Origin of the sequence: Klebsiella sp. RHBSTW-00215, from assembly GCF_014103785.1 — a bacterium.
In the GTDB taxonomy this organism is placed as follows: domain Bacteria; phylum Pseudomonadota; class Gammaproteobacteria; order Enterobacterales; family Enterobacteriaceae; genus Klebsiella.
In genome coordinates, this window is sequence record NZ_JABXQS010000001.1 from 2,805,801 (window position 1) to 2,821,463 (window position 15,663).

The window sequence follows — 15,663 nt, forward strand, 5'->3', positions numbered from 1 at the left end:
ATTTCAACTGTAGTAGACACTCTCGCACTAGCTACAAATATTGTTAATGAATTGTTTTAATGAAATTTATTTTTATTCGAAGGATTCTGATATGTTCATAAGAGTTGTCACCCTGTGTTTCGTCACACTGGTACTAACCGCCTGCGTGACAGGAGAGAAGTTTGCTAAAATCAGCCAAGGAATGAGTCGTGCAGATGTGATTGACAGACTAGGATCACCTGATGGTGTGCAGACAGAAGGTACAGTTGAACTGTTGACCTATGCAAACCGGTTTATGTCCGACTGGTCATGGGATAAAGCCGACTATAAAGTGTTACTTAATAATGGCTTTGTCGTCCAATATGGTGCCACCAATATTTATCACGATACAGGAACGGGGGAAAGAATGATGGCAGCAGGACAAATCATGCAACAGAATAAACCTGTACAAACCAACTGCTATCAAATTGGCTCATCTATACATTGTTCGAGTTATTAATACTTATAATATTCATTATATATGCGATTTTTTAATTCAAAAAACTAACGATTAGCTCACTTGTGGCTATTCAATAGCCACATTGATTCTTCACATCAAGAAAAGCAAATAAGCTATCAGGACGATTCACCCACCAGCACGAAACCCCTAAAGCCCGCAGATACCGGGCTTTTTTGTTATCATGGGATATCATAAAGACGCAACAAAGCGCATGATTGGCGTGTACGCAGAGGTGTGCCCATAATGAAAATCTAAACTGGCCCCATATATGAGACGACAATAACTCAGTCCGGTTGGCGCTGATTATTCTGGCCGATTTTGTAATCTGAGCACCATGTTCATGATCCCACAGGAAATGGCGTGACGCTCAATACTCATCAGGTCAGTTATTACATGACTCAGCGTAAGAAAGGTGTAACCCAGCATATCTCGGCCATGAAGGCCGGTATCTCTGTTCGCTCAGGTCGCAGGATCGAAAAAGATCAGTGGTCTAAAACCGGTAATCGTCACTGGCGGACGCGTAAAGATCCGCTTGAGGCCGTCTGGGACATCGAGCTTGTTCCCCTGTTGAAGGAAAGACCAGCTCTGATGCCCACGACCCTGCTGGAAATGCTGCAGGATAAATATCCCGGTCAATACCCTGGCAGCCTCCGCAGGACGATGCAGCGGCGGGTCCGCGAGTGTAAGCTGCAGTATGGTGCCGAACAGGAAGTGATGTTCCGGCAACTGCATCAGCCAGGCCTGCGCGGTCTGTCGGACTTTACCCGAAAAGCGGGAAATGAGACCGGGCATGCAGCTAATTGCTACTGCCCAATGATGAAGCCAGCATAAATCAGAAACGATCGTATTTTCCAAATGATAAAAAAGGAGTTAACTATGGCGAGAGCCGGGCGTTAACGTCCTGGAATTATAAACAGGAAGGGGGAGAGGGAATGAGGCATTTTTTTCTTAAATCATTAGCCGCAGGTATTTTTGTTTTAGTCAGCTCAGGCGTTCAGGCTTCGTCAGTATCTGCTTCTGATACGACCCCCCAGATGGCCTACGAGGATATATCTCGCTCCTTACCTGAGCTGGAACCCATAACTTTCCAGGCAGGCGCAGAAAAGCACAGGCTGTTAGTTTTTGTCGATAACCAATGTATTTATTGCAGCTATGTCGTTAAAAATATCAAAAAATATACTGACGCAGGACTGACAATGTCGTTTCTGACGGTGGTGCCGACATCCATCAAGGATTCGGTTATCGAAGATATGGGGCGAGTCTGGTGTGCGTCCGATCGCCAAAAGAGTCTTCAGAATGCCATGGCCGGTTTTTTGCCAGGCAACGATAACTCAGAAAAATGTAAAAATCTGGTGATTAAACAATCGGAGCTCGCTGACCGACTGGGTGTTACCGTAACGCCTGCAATGGTTGTGTTGGATAAGTCTGCTCACACCTTCCTGGGTAGTGTGTCCCCGGATAAAATTCTCTCCGAACTCCAGTGAGTAGATGAGAATCGTAAATAATTTTATTGGCCGTAACTCCTTCATAGTGGATTAAGTAACCCTGAGAAGCTTCACCACGCTTAGCGTTGATAATAATTCTGAGTTGGGTTGTCTGTCGCAACATTAGCGCAGTATTCCACGAGTATTGTTCGACGAATGATTGGATGTTCAGGTCAAAATGAAGAGGTGAACCATGATAATGGATTACCTGTTGATGTCGTACATTGCGCTTGCTTCTTGCTGGCCTGTGACGCTGATCCTGCTATCGGTTGCCGTTGTCGTGTTACTGCATGCTGAGCGGCGGGTGCTGAATGTGTCCATCGTTGTCTTGGTTGGTTTTCTGGTTTTTGCTGCCTGGCAGTTCGGGGCGACAATGCGTAGCCCCTTTTCATTGCTGGTGGGTGGCGCAGTTAACTTTGTACATCCTGTCGGGAAAGAAAGTCGCTAACCCTCTTCCAATTTCAGCCATCAATACTGGCGCAACACGAACGCGGTTAAGCACGGTGAACGTAGTCGGCATGCATTCTTCCCGCTTGAAGAGGCTTACGAGCTTTCTCCGTTGCTAAAAAGCAGGGTACGCAACCTGATGCTGGCCGAACATCTCGGGCTGCTAATACAAAGCGACCCAGAGTACGGAACAGAGACATGGCGGGAAATGGCACTTCTCAACGGTATGATGGGCTTGCATACTGACCGCATCATGAGGTTTGAGTTGCAGAAAGCGAAAGCTGATCTCACGCGCGCCAGACTGGAGCTGTTAAGGCTTAAAAAGCGTCTGCCCGCCAGATGCGTGATTTGCTGGCTGGTGGTCGTGAGAATTCTGGATAGTTCTGGACGTATGGGGAATATGGCAACGTTAATGGCTGAGTGAAAAATATTTATTGTCCAATCCATTGCTTGCCATGAGACGCCTACTCAGGTCGTGGAATCCGTAAGGGAAAGATTTGGCTGAAATAACCCGCCAGCAGGTCGAATCACACGATCCGACTAAGGTCAGCAGTAAGGGGCTGGCTCAAAAGTGGGTAGACATATGCAACGTCACCCGAGAACGCTTCCATAAAGATACCTCGGACATTCCGATCTCCAATAAAGCCTATCATCTCCGCGTTCTCAACCGCATGGCTGTAAACGCCGAAAGCATGAAGAACTTCGGAATGACGGCCGATATTCTGGAGCAGGCCGCTAAAGAGGTTAGCGGAATATACACCAGCCGGCTGAACGTGGAGACAGCAGGCAAAAGCAGCAGTAACGCTCAAGCACGGGCTGCAGGGATTAATCCACAAGAAACCGCTGACGCCTTCAAAAAGATGATGAGTTGAAAATGGATGCTTTTGACTTAGATCTAGCCACCAGCCTGACCTACCTTTTCTTGCAGGGCGCCACCTGCAGTTGCGAAAGATCAATGTTGGCTAAATTTTCAACGAATACCTTGGATGTTCATCTACAGCCCGGAGAGAACCAAATGAACATCAAGTTAGCCACTATTTCCGTACTTGCTGCTGCTTTCGTCTTTGTGTCAGATATGGCCATCGCCAAATCGAACCAGTTAACTGATGACCAGGTTAAGCAAAGAATTATCGACGACTCTATAGCATCCTACCCAGGTACCTGCGCTTGCCCATTCAATACGGCACGGAACGGAAGCTCATGCGGCCGCCGTAGCGCCTGGAGCAAAGCGGGAGGATATTCGCCTGTCTGCTACAAGAAGGAGGTCACGAAGGATATGGTAAAAGAGTGGCGCCAGCAGAATCAGTAACGGAGAGGCTACCTTCTGGCTGGGCGTCATTGCCTTTGGCAAGCAGGTGACGCGCTGGCAAAACACAGTAAAGGCGATCTTGTCAGCGTGGCGGGCAATATGCAGCATAATCATTGGACGAGCTATGTCCGCTACTTCCCCTCAGGCCGGGGAGGTAGTGGAGCCCTTACTGGAATATGCCTGCATGTGTAATGTTTAGATGTATTACTTTCGCACACCTTGGTTGACAAAACAGAGTAAATGCGAAAATATATGGTTTACGAATTCTGGAAAAGGCGAAACTTAAGATGAGTAACAATCAGCTAGCACCTTGTTGGGAGTTTCAGCCTTACCTTGCTGAAGCTGATGTTCAGCACTTACTGTCTGAGATTGCCAGCGTATTAGATCAGCTCTACTATCACCAGCATGTATTGGATAGTAACTGGTCAAAAGGGGTGAGGGCGTATGATTGGGTGCGAAATCATCTGATCCAGAACGAATCATCAATCCCGGGGCTGGAAATGCTATCCAAGGGATTGAATTATGTATTGGCTTTAAATAAAGTCCCGCTGCAGTTTTCCAAGGATTGCATCGACAATCCTAAAAAGCGTCATCGTCTTTTGCGCAACAAAGTGGAGCACGAACAGCTTTCATTGTTTGGAGATGTCGAAGCTGAGCACGATATTACGTGGCGCATTCTGGCTGAGCCATTTATAACCGAAGAGGAAGGCGACGAGTTAGAGCAATCATTGCCTAGGTGGGAAGTCGCACTAGTCGGTTTTAATAGTTATGGAGCTCAGATTAGTATGGTTACTCATCAATCTAATGTAACAGTACCACTTATTCCTGTCGATTCAACTTCCCTTCCTGGTGAGGCTGAAATTGATGATGCTCTTCTTCGTCGCCGTAAAAAAGAAAACGATCAGGATGTGAGTAGTAATGGAACATCAGGTGATTAACTTTGATGACTATCGCGGGGATAAGCTCAAATTGGCCAGGATGGCTGTTGGGCTTTCATGCGAAGAACTTGCCGATAAAATAGGCAAAACAAAACAGTTCGTGAGTAAAATGGAAAAGGGTTTTAAACCCACAGAGCAGGTTTTAGAACTAATAGCGAACGCTTTAAAAATAAAACCTGACTTTCTGTACTCTGAGCGTAAATATGCACTTGAAAGTGATGTTTGCCATTTCAGAAGTAAAAAGTCACGAACTCAAACTCTCACAAATAGTGTTTTGGCTAGGGCAGAGATACTTAATATCATTATATCTGCAATAGAGGAAGAGATAGAGTTTCCTGATGTCAGTATCCCTGAGTTTCCAGGGGCTGAACTGAAAACCTTTAACGATATTGAGCGTGTAGCTGAGGAATGCCGCCGAGTGTGGAACCTTGGACTTGGCCCTATCTCATCAATGGCTAAATTGGCTGAGAGTGCTGGTGTGATTGTTGCTTATGTAACGGGTGTTGATGATAAAGTTGATGCATTTACAGTCCATAACAACAGACCGGTTATTATACGGAACAATGCGAAAAAAAGTGTTTGTAGATTCCGTTCTGATATAGGTCATGAATTAGGGCATTTAGTAATGCATGAAGGGATAATAACTGGTGATAAGACTACTGAATCACAGGCTGATCGTTTCTCCAGTGCGTTACTCGCGCCTCGGTTATCATTTATAAAAGAGTTCCCTCGCATCAGAGGTAAGCAATTTGATTGGAATGCATTAGTTGCTTTCAAACTTAGATGGAAGATCAGTTTGAAAATGTGCATCTTTCGAGCAACATCTCTTGGCCTGTTAACTCAAGAGCAGGCAAGAACTGGGTATATTCATCTTAATTCAAAGGGATATACCAAAGTTGAGCCTGGGGATGAGCTTTTGAAATCTGAAGAACCTAATATGTTCTCTTCTGCTATCGATATGCTCGATGATGCAACATGGCTTAACATTCTTGCTAAGACAGGACTAAGCCAGGAGTTAATAAGAGATTTGTTTTCAATTAATCGGCCATTGATTATTCCGAGAGGTACTCTTCAGTTAGTTCGATAACCCACCTCAGCGTAACACCTATCGTTGAAGCAAAATGTTCGGTTAAACAGTCTATTGGGTATAAGCCCGGAACCAGATAACGATAAGAAAAAAGGTGCAGCTTGTCTGCGCCCTTTTTCTTAGAACCATCTTGCTAAGACGGAGATAAACGCCAATGCAACTCTATTGATAGCAATGTTGCTGGCAGTTCTCTAAGCTGTTGAAGTACGCCCTCAACAACATGTTCATGTGTACGTCCATTACCAATGCATGTTCTTAAAGCGCTATCAACCCTGCATTCTCCCTTAAAAGCGAGCGATGCTTTCGCATTGACATGTTCCAAGGATAATTCATTTATAAGAAAGCAAACCACCTGCTCTAAACAGACAAATCGATTATTTAGAGCAGCATCTTCTATAAACCCAGTTTCAGCAATAGCCTTCAAAAAACGTTTATCGCCTGATAGAAGCAAATCCTGATGATTCAATAAACCTTGAAGTAAGCGCATCTCACCTTCGTCAAGATTCTCGAAATTGTTCTGTAAATGAATCAAGCGCGGGTCTGTGATCAGCTCTTCAAACATCAAAAATGTTCCCTGTGATAAGCATTGCTGGACTCGCTCTAATGCAGCAGCGCCATATCGACGAAGGGAAGATTTTCCTCTCAACTGATACACAAGTGTATCTAAAACATAAAGTTGGCCATACTTACTTGTAAGTAATTTGCAACCATCAGCAAGTAGATCAAGTTGGGCCAATTTCAGTACTACATCGTTATCAAGTAATACAGCCACTGGCGTTACACCTCGATGTTGTTCATTCTGCAGAGCATTTCAAACTTGTCTTCCGAAACCTTCTCTTCATCAACATACTCAAGAAAAGTTCCAGCAGCTTGCTCCATCCAATCCAAACGAGGGTAAAGTAAGTTCAGTGCTTTCCCACATACAGGGAAAAAATTTCCACTATGCGTGCGGCTCATAGTTTTGGCGTAATTCAAAGCTACATGCCCCGGATCGACCTTATTGTGACGTCCTATGCGCAGAGCTTCTGAGGCCAGCACCTCTGCTGTGATCCATCCTTTACTGTGAAATGCCGCATCAGGCCTACCATTAAGTAGCTCTATCGCGTAAGCATTGGCCTCTATTTCTTGGGGGTTATCAACATCGTCTTCATTAATTTTTTCATCGATTAATAACGAGTTATTTTCAAGATGACCGCAGGCGATATGCCCAAGCTCATGAGCCAAGCCAAACAAAACTCCACTTGCATGTTTATGTTTTTTCGTAAGAGCTATAACTGGACGCTCAGAAACCTTTATAGCAACCGCATCCATCTTTTTTCTAGCTGGAATATCAGTCATATACAACACAGGAATACCTGCGGACCAAGAAAATTCCAGTAGCGACAGAAAGTCTACCCAAGGCTTTCCTTGAGACAGAATTGACTCTCGGATATCACGAGCAGAAGGGAGGCCCTGATAAGGTTTTTTTGCAACTGAAGCTGCAATTTTTGCCATACCATCTACAACTGCCGTTGCCGCTTGTAACTCTTCAACAGACTTGTTTGCGGCGTGCTTATATCTCCGCACTGACTCATTGAACCTCAATTGAGCTGTAGGATTAATAACTGTCGTTAAATCCAGATTTGCAAACTTTGCTAATCCTAAAATGACCTGCTGGCTGATACTGGCTGAATTATTAAGCGAGTCATCCCACCAATCAGGAAGCAACTTTGAAAGGCCTTCAGCCAGACGAGCGTCAAGAGCGCTAACCCGGCGTAAAAAAGTATTAAGAGGTTTCTGATGTGTAGTTACAGTCATCTCATCCCCTCCTTTATTGTTCATTTTGATAGTTCGTTATGTGCACAGTATAACCGTAGCTTTTTCGCACCACACGCATTTTCTGGGAATCATTGCTAGCATGCAGTTATCCATTATAACCTTCAGCGCACGCTCGTATCCCCATCACGCCTGCCCGCTTTGTGTAGTGGTTTTCACGCACCTGCATGAGATATGAAAAATCCTGCAAAAATGGGTGTAAAGACGGATAATGATCAGCGTTCATCTCAATAGATAGGCTTTTCTGCTACTTGGATACGAGTCAGGGAGATATTCATGATAAAAGACTACCTGATTGTGGCGTACCTGACGGCAATTGTCGCTTGGCCATTCACACTGGTGTTAATTGGTCTTTCTGCTGGAGCTGCACTCTATATGAGGCGCAGAGTGCTGTGCGTTGCCCTCGTCGTTCTGTTCATGCTGGTGGTCATCGCTGCGTGGCAGTTTGAACGCTACATGTAAAATCATACCGCCCTATGAAAATGCCTATATCTTATTTATAGGCAGAAACGGTGTGTGCTGGCTATGTATAAGCACAGGTGATGAGCTTTACCTATGAGTGAGTAAGACGCTACCACAGATATACGGCATGCTCGTGCTGACCTGTTCCCCGTTGATTAACACACCAAAAAGTCATTCATTATACGAGACGATGCAATCGAAAGAGCTTTTCGAAAAAGTCGGAGTGATGTAGCCCCCTGAAACACCAGACAGTAGCTGTATCTCCAGATAAGAGATAGGCTTGAATATATGTCTAACACTAACGCCAATTTTGAGATGACCGGGATCCTGTTAGGGCAAGAAGTCCGTAAACGTAAAACTCCTCAGGAGAAGATCGCCATTATCCAGCAGACGATGGAGCCGGGCATGAATGTCTCCCATGTCGCCCGCCTGCATGGCATCCAGCCCAGCCTGCTGTTTAAGTGGAAGAAGCAATATCAGGAAGGCAGCCTCACCGCCGTTGCGGCCGGAGAAGAAGTTGTTCCAGCTTCTGAGCTTACTGCTGCTCTGAAGCAGGTCCGGGAGCTTCAGCGCCTGCTGGGCAAGAAGACGATGGAAGTTGAGATCCTGAAAGAAGCCGTGGAGTACGCTCAGTCGCGAAAATGGATAGCGCACGCGCCCTTGTTGCCAAAGGACGGGGAATAGCCCTGGTCAGCCGCACCATGGGCGTGTCGCGTGCGCAGCTGTCACTGCGAATTAACCGTTCTGCCGACTGGCAGGACAGGCGCTGTAACCGGCGTGATGACGAAGCAGACGCTGAAATACTGTCAGAGATCCTCGATATCATCAGCGATATGCCCAGTTACGGCTATCGCCGTGTGTGGGGCATCCTGCGTACGCAACGCCGTACAGAGGGACTGCCCCCCGTGAACGCCAAACGGCTTTACCGGCTTATGAGTGAGCATAATCTGCTGTTACTGCATGACAAACCAGAGCGGTCGAAGCGTGAACATAAGGGCAAAATCGCGGTGGCAGAAAGCGATATGCGCTGGTGTTCAGATGGCTTCGAGTTCGGCTGCGACAACGGTGAGAAGCTGCGGGTCACGTTCGCGCTGGACTGCTGCGACAGAGAAGCCATAGACTGGGCAGCGAGCACAGGAGGCTACGACAGTTCGACGGTGCAGGATGTGATGCTGAGGTCGGTGGAAAAGCGCTTCGGCGACGGGCTGCCGACCACACCGGTTCAATGGCTGACGGATAACGGTTCAGCATATACCGCGCATGAAACGCGGAGGTTCGCCAGAGAGCTGAATCTGGAGCCGTGTACAACAGCGGTGAGCAGCCCGCAGAGCAATGGCATGGCCGAACGATTCGTGAAGACGATGAAGGAAGACTATATCGCGTTCATGCCAAAACCAGATGTGAGAACAGCCCTGCGAAACCTTGCAGCAGCGTTCACACATTACAATGAAAACCACCCGCACAGCGCGCTGGGATATCACTCCCCGAGGGAATATCGGCGGCAGCGGACATCGTTAACTTAAGATACAAAAGCTGTCCGGAGATGGCGGGTCAAGATCATCGAAAAAGTCGGAGATCCTCGGCGCAGCACCGTCCCCGACCAACTCGTTCGCCCCAAATCGATAGATTTCATATCCAGCGAGACGTAACTCGCGATCAGCCGACACCATGTCTGCATACACCTTTAATGACGGATGATCGTTTTCCGTGAAATGGTGCTTTCCATCCACCTCTATCACGATACGCTGACACCCTGGGAGCAGTAGCAAAAAGTCCATGCGTTGACGCGGAAGAGGTAAGCGATGGCGCAGGGTTTTCATGACAGCAGGGTCATAATGAAGGTAGACCTGTGGAAGGAGCGCGGGCAGCGTCTCGCCAAGGACGTTTCTATAGGCCTTAAAATAAGTGGCAAAGAGCTTTCGCTCAGCATCTGAGGCCAGAGACTCTTGAAGTCGTGCTCCAAGGTTTGCAGCATTGCCCTCTGGGGAGATATCGTTCCACCAAGCGACAAGCTCGGACCAGAGAAGGCCGTTTGAGCCAATTGGCCGGTCATAGACCAAACAACTTTCTTCATTGGATAGAATGACGATGTCGTTGTTGATGGCGTCGGCGAAACCAATCTCCGGCTTCGGTCCCCGCGAGGCAAAGATCAGGTTCTTAGGTCGCCCTTCAACCCCACGCACGATAGGGCGAAACCCAAAGATTGGATGACCAGAGAGTTCACATTCCTCCGCTAGCTCATATCCGTCGCGCGCAAGGATCTCGTTAAGGGCAGTGACAGTCTGCAACTGTTCGTCTCCCGACCGGGAGAGAGGGTGAACAGCTTCTTCGAGCAATGCTCCAAACCTAGCAATGGAGCAAGTGAATGCGCCGATCTTACTAAATAGGTGTTCCACCGACCAGTCGCCGGGATTGACATCCATGTGCTGAGCGACTTGATCTCGTAAACTTCGGCCATTGCTTCCAAAAAGGTTTTCAAAAGGCGAGGAAAGGGGGAAATATCGTTCGACCACCTCTACCGTGCCACGTTCACCAGCGAGATCATCTCCGAACGCCCGAGCGATGTCTCGTCGTGTGATGTGGGACAAAGGCTGGTCACCGGCCTCAAGTACCCTACGGCCCAACTCATCGAGTGCGACATCTCCACGATGCGCGGCGAATTTAAGTGCGAAACGCGCCAATTCCGCCTGTGTAAGGTTTGCCAGCGCCAAGTCGATACGCTCTCGCTTTGAAAGGCCCTCACCATTTGCGACCACCAATCCGGCGATCTGCTGCGGTGCCTCACTAAGCTCTCTATGAGTCATCGTCTGCAGAATACGGGCAATCTGCCCGTAAAGATCACTAGCCACAGCTCGTTACCTCTTCCTTTGACACGACTGAAGCGAGCAAGCCGCCGTAGTCGTAGCTGGTAATACATTTTCTTCCTCTAACAAAGGGACGTGATTCTGGGCTATTACCCTCAGTTAGAACATACTTTCCTTCCAGTATTATGCATCAGCAGGTGGCCAGCGGAGCTTTCCGCGGCCAATTCGCAATACGTCCACCAGCCTGGTGTTGCCGGGCACGCGGCCCGAGAACAGGCTGGGCTTGGGGTCAACCGCCGACTTTTTGAATGCGGCAATCCGCGAATAGTCTGGCGTCGCCAGCCAAGTCCGTCCGTCCCCCTCGTCAGTGACGATCCGATAAAGACCAGCAATAGGGGCAGTCTCGGTATCAAGCAGACGCTTATAATGTTCAACAGACCATTTTTGAATGCCTGCTCTGAGGGCTTCGGTTCGGAAATGTGCCCATAGCGAGGCCGTGTCAGGTGTTGGCCAGTCGCCTGCGACGGTATAGGCCGTAATCTCGTCGGATTCAAGCCAAGCTCGCATCTCAAAAGGAGTTACAAATACAGGATTGGCACACTTGATCGCTGCCATAGCCGCGCGCCGTGATGGAAGGCCTGCACGGATCAACATCGCCATCATGAATTGCGGGACGCCTGTTTCAACAACTGCTGCCGCGCCACCAACCACCGTTTCCGGCGACCAGCCGAGAGACATTCGTCGGACACGGACAGCTTCTAATGCCCAAACCAAACGATAGGTGAAAGCCTCTTCAACGACCCGCATGTTCTGCGGTCCGATGTTAACAACATCTTCGCCAGACACCCAACTACGTAGGATGGCCTTCCAATTCGTCGGCAGCGCGTTCGCATTGTCGGGAACAAAGGGTCTCATGAACAGCAGACGTTCACCAAGGCCACCGAGGGTTTCGACAAGTTCGTTGACGTCACCGTTCAACGCAGCAGCGTCGGCACGATCGAGGAGATCAGCTAACTCGTCAGCCATGGCGTCAATGGTGAGACCAGCCTCAAGTCCAACGCCCATGGCAAAATGCCCCCGTCGCGCCTGAGCCGTGGTGGTCTTCCAGATGAGAGCGGCACGCGCTTCAAACACCTTCTTATGCAGTGGGATTACGTCCTCATCCTCGCGGGCGATCTGACGGGCCCAAAGTGAGCCTCTGAGTGCGTCATCCAAGAGTTTTGGAAGGTCGTTGCGATCAGCATCAAGCGCCTCGAGCAGACCGAACACGGTTGCATCGAGACGTTCGACGATCTGCGAGAGCGGCTCCTCGTCAATGGTTTCTTCCTTATCATCATCGCTATCAGCGCCTTCATCGTCGTCACCAGCTTCGTATTCGCCCCCAGCAGCTAGGCGTTCAGCGACAGCGGTTTCTTCTACGGGAGATCGCCAAGCCTCACGGGCGTTGGCGAGGTATTCCCAAGCATCATCTCGACCTAGGACACCTTCGCGAGACAGCCGAACAAGGATCTCGGCGACAATCTGGATGAGTCCGCTCTTCAGTGTGCGGGCCTTCGCAGAGACGACCAGCTCTCTCCATTCTTCCTTTCGCCAATTTATCTTGTCGAACATTACATGGACGATGAGGCCCTCGACGTCCACGAAGGCGCGACCAGCGCGCCCGGCCACATTCGCGAATTCCTCGCCTTTAATCTTCTCAGATGCACGATATAATGTTGGTACTAACAAGACAGCGGCGTTGAGATTGAGTCCCTGCGACAGTGTCGGCGACGCGACGATGACCTTCAGCACCCCCTCTGATAGTAAAACTTCCACCTCACGCAGGAACGGGCTCGGCAGCCGCCCGTGGTGGATTGCAACACCGACCCTCAAGCAGGCAACGGCGGGATGGTCTTCGCCCAACCATTCCTTACCGACCTCCAAAGCGCGTGCGATCAACGCATTATCCCCCAACAGCGAGTCCAGATAGCCACGCCTACATAGGTCCACTACCTGTTTGCCGTAGCTCTCGACCCAATTTGCTTGGGTGGAAAAGATCAGGGTTCGCTTGCCCTGCCCAGCGAATTCCCACGCCACGAACAAGGCGAGATGCGAATTCTTGCGCGGATAGGGCTTCCTCTCCCGACCCCGCGCCGGTTTTCGTACGACGAATTGGTCGAGGAACGGACCATTGTCATCGAGGTCAAGCCGGAGCAGCGCATCCTCGCCCCTCCATATTAGCGCGCCAAACCTCTGCCGTGTGGGGCGCCAGTCGGAACGCACAGGTTCACCCGGTTCGTCGGAGCGTATCCATGCGGTGAGATCATCGAGTTCGTCGCCACTCGGCAGAATAGCGGAGAGACAAACAATCCGACGTTCGCCCGCATCCGCGCGTCGAAGCAGACGTTGCACTAACGTTTCGTAGCGGATTTCGCGCTCGCTCGGGCCGATCATGTGCCCTTCATCGAGGACGATCAGACCGACATCATCGATCAGGGATGGGTCACTTCGCAGGGCGAAGTCGAGCTTCTCTGGTGTTGCGATGACGATTTCGCGGGAACGCAGGGCATCTTCATCGCCAGTTGAAAGGCCGCTGGCACCGTAAAGCGAGGAAACACTAAAACCGAGGGGCGCGAAGGTCTTTCTGAAGGATCGCTCGGTCTGGGCGGACAAAGCACGCAATGGCGTGACGATCAACACCCGCCGTTCTGAAGACAAAGTCATCAGCACGGCAATCTCGGCCACCCGCGTCTTGCCTGCGCTGGTCGGCAAAGCGACGACCAAATCGTCGGTGAGGTCCGTGGAACGCTGGGCCGCTTCCAATTGAGACGGCCATAGCTCCACCTCGGAAGTCTTGCGCGCATAGAGCGACGAGATAAACAGTTGACGCAGGTCTGGGTATTTGTCCTCTGCCCCCTCTGGCGGCTCGGTCGGCAGATTCTGATGTAGCGAATGCTGCCAAAGGTCATCAATCAGGTGGCGACAGAGGTTCGAGATCCACCACAAAGGAACATTCTCCGAATTATCTGCCAGACTAACCGCTACGGCGAGCAGTGCCCGTGCTTTCTCAATCGGCTCAGATTCACCTGTCTCGAGTGCGAAGTCAAAATGGGCCAAGGCTCTGCAGATTGTAGTATTGAGGATGGTCGCTAACACCTCATCAATGTCCCCGTTTTCTCCCCGTAGCACTTCGGCAATCTGTTCATCGTCGTGAGTCTCGTCGTCCAACCACCCGCGAACAAAAGTGCGTAATTGGCCTAGATCGCGCAGGATTAGATGTCGAATAGCCATCTCACCCGGTGATGCATTGAGATCCTGTGACATCTCGTTGAAAAGCGAATAAGCGACGGCAGAAAAGCCAGCCAAGTGATAGGCCGCGGCGGCGATAGTGCGGTGGAACCCGCGGCCTGGAGCCTCTGGATCACCATTGCGAATAAGAGCCTCGAAAGCATTGGCTGCGCGTTCGAATGCCTTACTCGTCAGATTCGAAGCCCCAGCCTGAGCACGCAGGGCCATCGCGCCCCGCAGCAGGGCGAAGCCATGTTCAGCAAGATCGGTTTCGATTGTCGCGCCGAACTGCGGCGCATTCGGTGGTAGTACGCCTTCCCTGCGCATCAACGACCAAGCCGTACCACGATAGAGGAGACGGCTAAGGATGCCATCGGCGGTTGCGGCCGCAAGGAATGAGGTCAGTTCGTCAATCGTCTCCAAGGTCTTCCGCCTCTTGATACATGGCTGCGATGAAATCCTGGTGATCTTCGATATGGATATTCACGACGTAATGGTCTCGATTGGTGCTCGTGGCATCGAGATCCTTTTTTAGTGACGCGTGGGGCCCGTTGCCCGACATAGTAAAGAGCATGTGATCAATACGGTCGGCGGGAAGCAACTTCAGGCCTACTTCGTCACGGAGACTGCGGCCTAGCTCGTTGTCATCAGGGTCTTGACTCTCCAACAGCCTATTGGCAACAAATAACAGAGAATCAGGCGTGCAACGACCATTATCGCGGTTGAGTACCTTGCGAGCGCTCGTGACCGTAGCTTTACCCAGCACCCTGTTACTTTTAGCTTCGCCTTTAAGAAGCCAGAGCTTCTCGCCATTACCGTCATATCCGGCACCAATAAAGTCGTCGCCGCGCATAGCCATGTTGCGGCCGTCCTTATAGCGGAGACGGCGTACAGGAACACGCAGGCCGATCTCTTCCTCAACCAACTCTGTCGCAAGAATCTCGCCAAGATCGCCTGAGCGACTTCTGGACGTCTGAGGCATAGCTTCGCTGAGGATTTTTGCGGCTACCTTGTATCCGAGCCGACTTACGTCCTCGACGATACGTTCGAGTCGGTCGTAATGGGAACGGATAATCTCAGCAAGGTCATCGCGGATATCGTCGCGGCCACCATCCTTTTCGACATAGATCCAGTAATACTTGCGCTGTTCCTGTTCTTTGGTTGAGTCACACCACTTCTCGTATAGCCCCACTATGCTCCCCCTAAAGTTTCCATGATTTACCGCGTGATTCACTTGACCTACGATACTCACACATCGCTATCAGTACCAAGAAAAACACCGCATTTTCAATGCAACAGTTTATCCTCAATCCACCTGATCGTTGGCCGATACCTCTCAATACCCCGGCAGATATGTCTCAGCGTCATAACCTGATAGCCAACTGAATAGCGTGATGACACTGTAATGACACGGAACTCTGAACACGCCCTCTTTCTCCAGCAACACTGCATTGTTGTAGCAGTCGATCCCATTAACTCCGCTATAAAAATTAAAAAGACAGGCTCACCTGTTCACCTTTAAATTTTTCTTATTTGTTTTCATTGGATTAAGTGATGATGGCTTCATCTTCA

Annotated in this window: 14 protein-coding genes and 3 pseudogenes; 12 read left to right on the forward strand and 5 right to left on the reverse strand. The window is 49.7% G+C overall.

The genetic code is table 11. From position 1 onward, the window contains the following. Positions 1-91 precede the first annotated feature (91 nt). The 10 genes and pseudogenes from HV127_RS31695 (at position 92) to HV127_RS13330 (ending at position 5,743) form a co-directional block, all read left to right on the forward strand. Positions 92-478: a hypothetical protein gene (locus tag HV127_RS31695; RefSeq protein WP_022631219.1), complete on the forward strand. Its 387-nt coding sequence runs from the start codon at positions 92-94 to the stop codon at positions 476-478. Between the two features lie 360 nt (positions 479-838). Further along, a pseudogene (locus HV127_RS13290) lies at positions 839-1,243 on the forward strand (IS21 family transposase); the annotation flags it as partial. A 167-nt stretch (positions 1,244-1,410) separates the two neighbouring features. Then, positions 1,411-1,962, forward strand: coding sequence for a thioredoxin fold domain-containing protein (locus HV127_RS13295; RefSeq protein ID WP_020323942.1), 552 nt, complete (start codon positions 1,411-1,413; stop codon positions 1,960-1,962). A gap of 199 nt (positions 1,963-2,161) precedes the next feature. After that, complete coding sequence (locus HV127_RS13300) at positions 2,162-2,410, forward strand: hypothetical protein (protein WP_020323951.1); 249 nt, start codon at positions 2,162-2,164, stop codon at positions 2,408-2,410. A gap of 138 nt (positions 2,411-2,548) precedes the next feature. Then, positions 2,549-2,833, forward strand: a complete 285-nt coding sequence (locus HV127_RS13305; protein ID WP_023279821.1) for a hypothetical protein — start codon at positions 2,549-2,551, stop codon at positions 2,831-2,833. Positions 2,834-2,836: 3 nt separating this feature from the next. Then, a pseudogene (locus tag HV127_RS13315) lies at positions 2,837-3,281 on the forward strand (DUF2280 domain-containing protein). A gap of 143 nt (positions 3,282-3,424) precedes the next feature. Further along, on the forward strand, positions 3,425-3,718 hold the full coding sequence (locus HV127_RS13320; protein WP_023279819.1) for a hypothetical protein: 294 nt from the start codon (positions 3,425-3,427) through the stop codon (positions 3,716-3,718). After that, positions 3,711-3,838 (forward strand): annotated as a pseudogene (locus tag HV127_RS31700) (single-stranded DNA-binding protein); the annotation flags it as partial. The gene HV127_RS13320 and the pseudogene HV127_RS31700, both read left to right, overlap by 8 nt. Positions 3,839-4,005: 167 nt before the next feature. Next, on the forward strand, positions 4,006-4,656 hold the full coding sequence (locus tag HV127_RS13325) for a hypothetical protein (protein ID WP_020323948.1): 651 nt from the start codon (positions 4,006-4,008) through the stop codon (positions 4,654-4,656). Beyond that, complete coding sequence (locus tag HV127_RS13330; protein WP_022631223.1) at positions 4,637-5,743, forward strand: XRE family transcriptional regulator; 1,107 nt, start codon at positions 4,637-4,639, stop codon at positions 5,741-5,743. The genes HV127_RS13325 and HV127_RS13330 overlap by 20 nt, the downstream gene beginning before the upstream one ends. A 133-nt stretch (positions 5,744-5,876) precedes the next feature. On the opposite strand, the gene HV127_RS13335 is transcribed toward HV127_RS13330, so the two are convergent. Then, positions 5,877-6,515 (reverse strand): hypothetical protein, encoded by a 639-nt coding sequence (locus HV127_RS13335; protein WP_023279818.1) that lies wholly within the window; start codon positions 6,513-6,515, stop codon positions 5,877-5,879. Between the two features lie 5 nt (positions 6,516-6,520). Further along, positions 6,521-7,540, reverse strand: coding sequence for an ImmA/IrrE family metallo-endopeptidase (locus tag HV127_RS13340; RefSeq protein WP_020323938.1), 1,020 nt, complete (start codon positions 7,538-7,540; stop codon positions 6,521-6,523). 294 nt (positions 7,541-7,834) lie between these two features. On the opposite strand from HV127_RS13340, the gene HV127_RS13345 reads away from it, so the two are divergent. After that, positions 7,835-8,020 carry a hypothetical protein gene (locus tag HV127_RS13345; RefSeq protein ID WP_020323937.1) on the forward strand — a complete coding sequence of 62 codons (186 nt, stop codon included), beginning with the start codon at positions 7,835-7,837 and terminating at the stop codon, positions 8,018-8,020. Positions 8,021-8,335: 315 nt separating this feature from the next. Then, positions 8,336-9,543 (forward strand): IS3 family transposase gene (locus HV127_RS13350; protein WP_109455549.1). Its coding sequence is split into 2 segments (ribosomal slippage): positions 8,336-8,657 and positions 8,657-9,543, totalling 1,209 coding nucleotides; the frame shifts between segments, so codons are not numbered across the junction. On the opposite strand, the gene HV127_RS13355 is transcribed toward HV127_RS13350, so the two are convergent. The 3 genes from HV127_RS13355 to HV127_RS13365 all read right to left on the reverse strand — a co-directional run bounded on the left by HV127_RS13355 (position 9,535) and on the right by HV127_RS13365 (position 15,283). After that, positions 9,535-10,869: a hypothetical protein gene (locus HV127_RS13355; protein ID WP_182236571.1), complete on the reverse strand. Its 1,335-nt coding sequence runs from the start codon at positions 10,867-10,869 to the stop codon at positions 9,535-9,537. The two genes, HV127_RS13350 and HV127_RS13355, sit on opposite strands and share 9 nt — an antisense overlap. A 138-nt stretch (positions 10,870-11,007) precedes the next feature. Next, positions 11,008-14,514 (reverse strand): DEAD/DEAH box helicase, encoded by a 3,507-nt coding sequence (locus tag HV127_RS13360; RefSeq protein ID WP_020323939.1) that lies wholly within the window; start codon positions 14,512-14,514, stop codon positions 11,008-11,010. Continuing rightward, a complete protein-coding gene (locus tag HV127_RS13365) occupies positions 14,501-15,283 on the reverse strand; it encodes a DUF1837 domain-containing protein (RefSeq protein WP_020323947.1) in 783 nt (260 codons plus the stop codon). Before HV127_RS13365 ends, HV127_RS13360 begins: the two co-directional genes overlap by 14 nt. Between the last annotated feature and the right edge of the window lie 380 nt (positions 15,284-15,663).

Excerpts from the sequence above, each read along its gene's own strand:
- HV127_RS13330 (WP_022631223.1), top strand. The coding sequence starts at position 4,637 with ATGGAACATCAGGTGATTAACTTTGATGACTATCGCGGGGATAAGCTC.
- HV127_RS13320 (WP_023279819.1), top strand. The coding sequence starts at position 3,425 with ATGAACATCAAGTTAGCCACTATTTCCGTACTTGCTGCTGCTTTCGTC.
- HV127_RS13340 (WP_020323938.1), bottom strand. The coding sequence starts at position 7,540 with ATGACTGTAACTACACATCAGAAACCTCTTAATACTTTTTTACGCCGG.
- HV127_RS13300 (WP_020323951.1), top strand. The coding sequence starts at position 2,162 with ATGGATTACCTGTTGATGTCGTACATTGCGCTTGCTTCTTGCTGGCCT.
- HV127_RS13345 (WP_020323937.1), top strand. The coding sequence starts at position 7,835 with ATGATAAAAGACTACCTGATTGTGGCGTACCTGACGGCAATTGTCGCT.
- HV127_RS13305 (WP_023279821.1), top strand. The coding sequence starts at position 2,549 with ATGCTGGCCGAACATCTCGGGCTGCTAATACAAAGCGACCCAGAGTAC.
- HV127_RS31695 (WP_022631219.1), top strand. The coding sequence starts at position 92 with ATGTTCATAAGAGTTGTCACCCTGTGTTTCGTCACACTGGTACTAACC.
- HV127_RS13295 (WP_020323942.1), top strand. The coding sequence starts at position 1,411 with ATGAGGCATTTTTTTCTTAAATCATTAGCCGCAGGTATTTTTGTTTTA.
- HV127_RS13325 (WP_020323948.1), top strand. The coding sequence starts at position 4,006 with ATGAGTAACAATCAGCTAGCACCTTGTTGGGAGTTTCAGCCTTACCTT.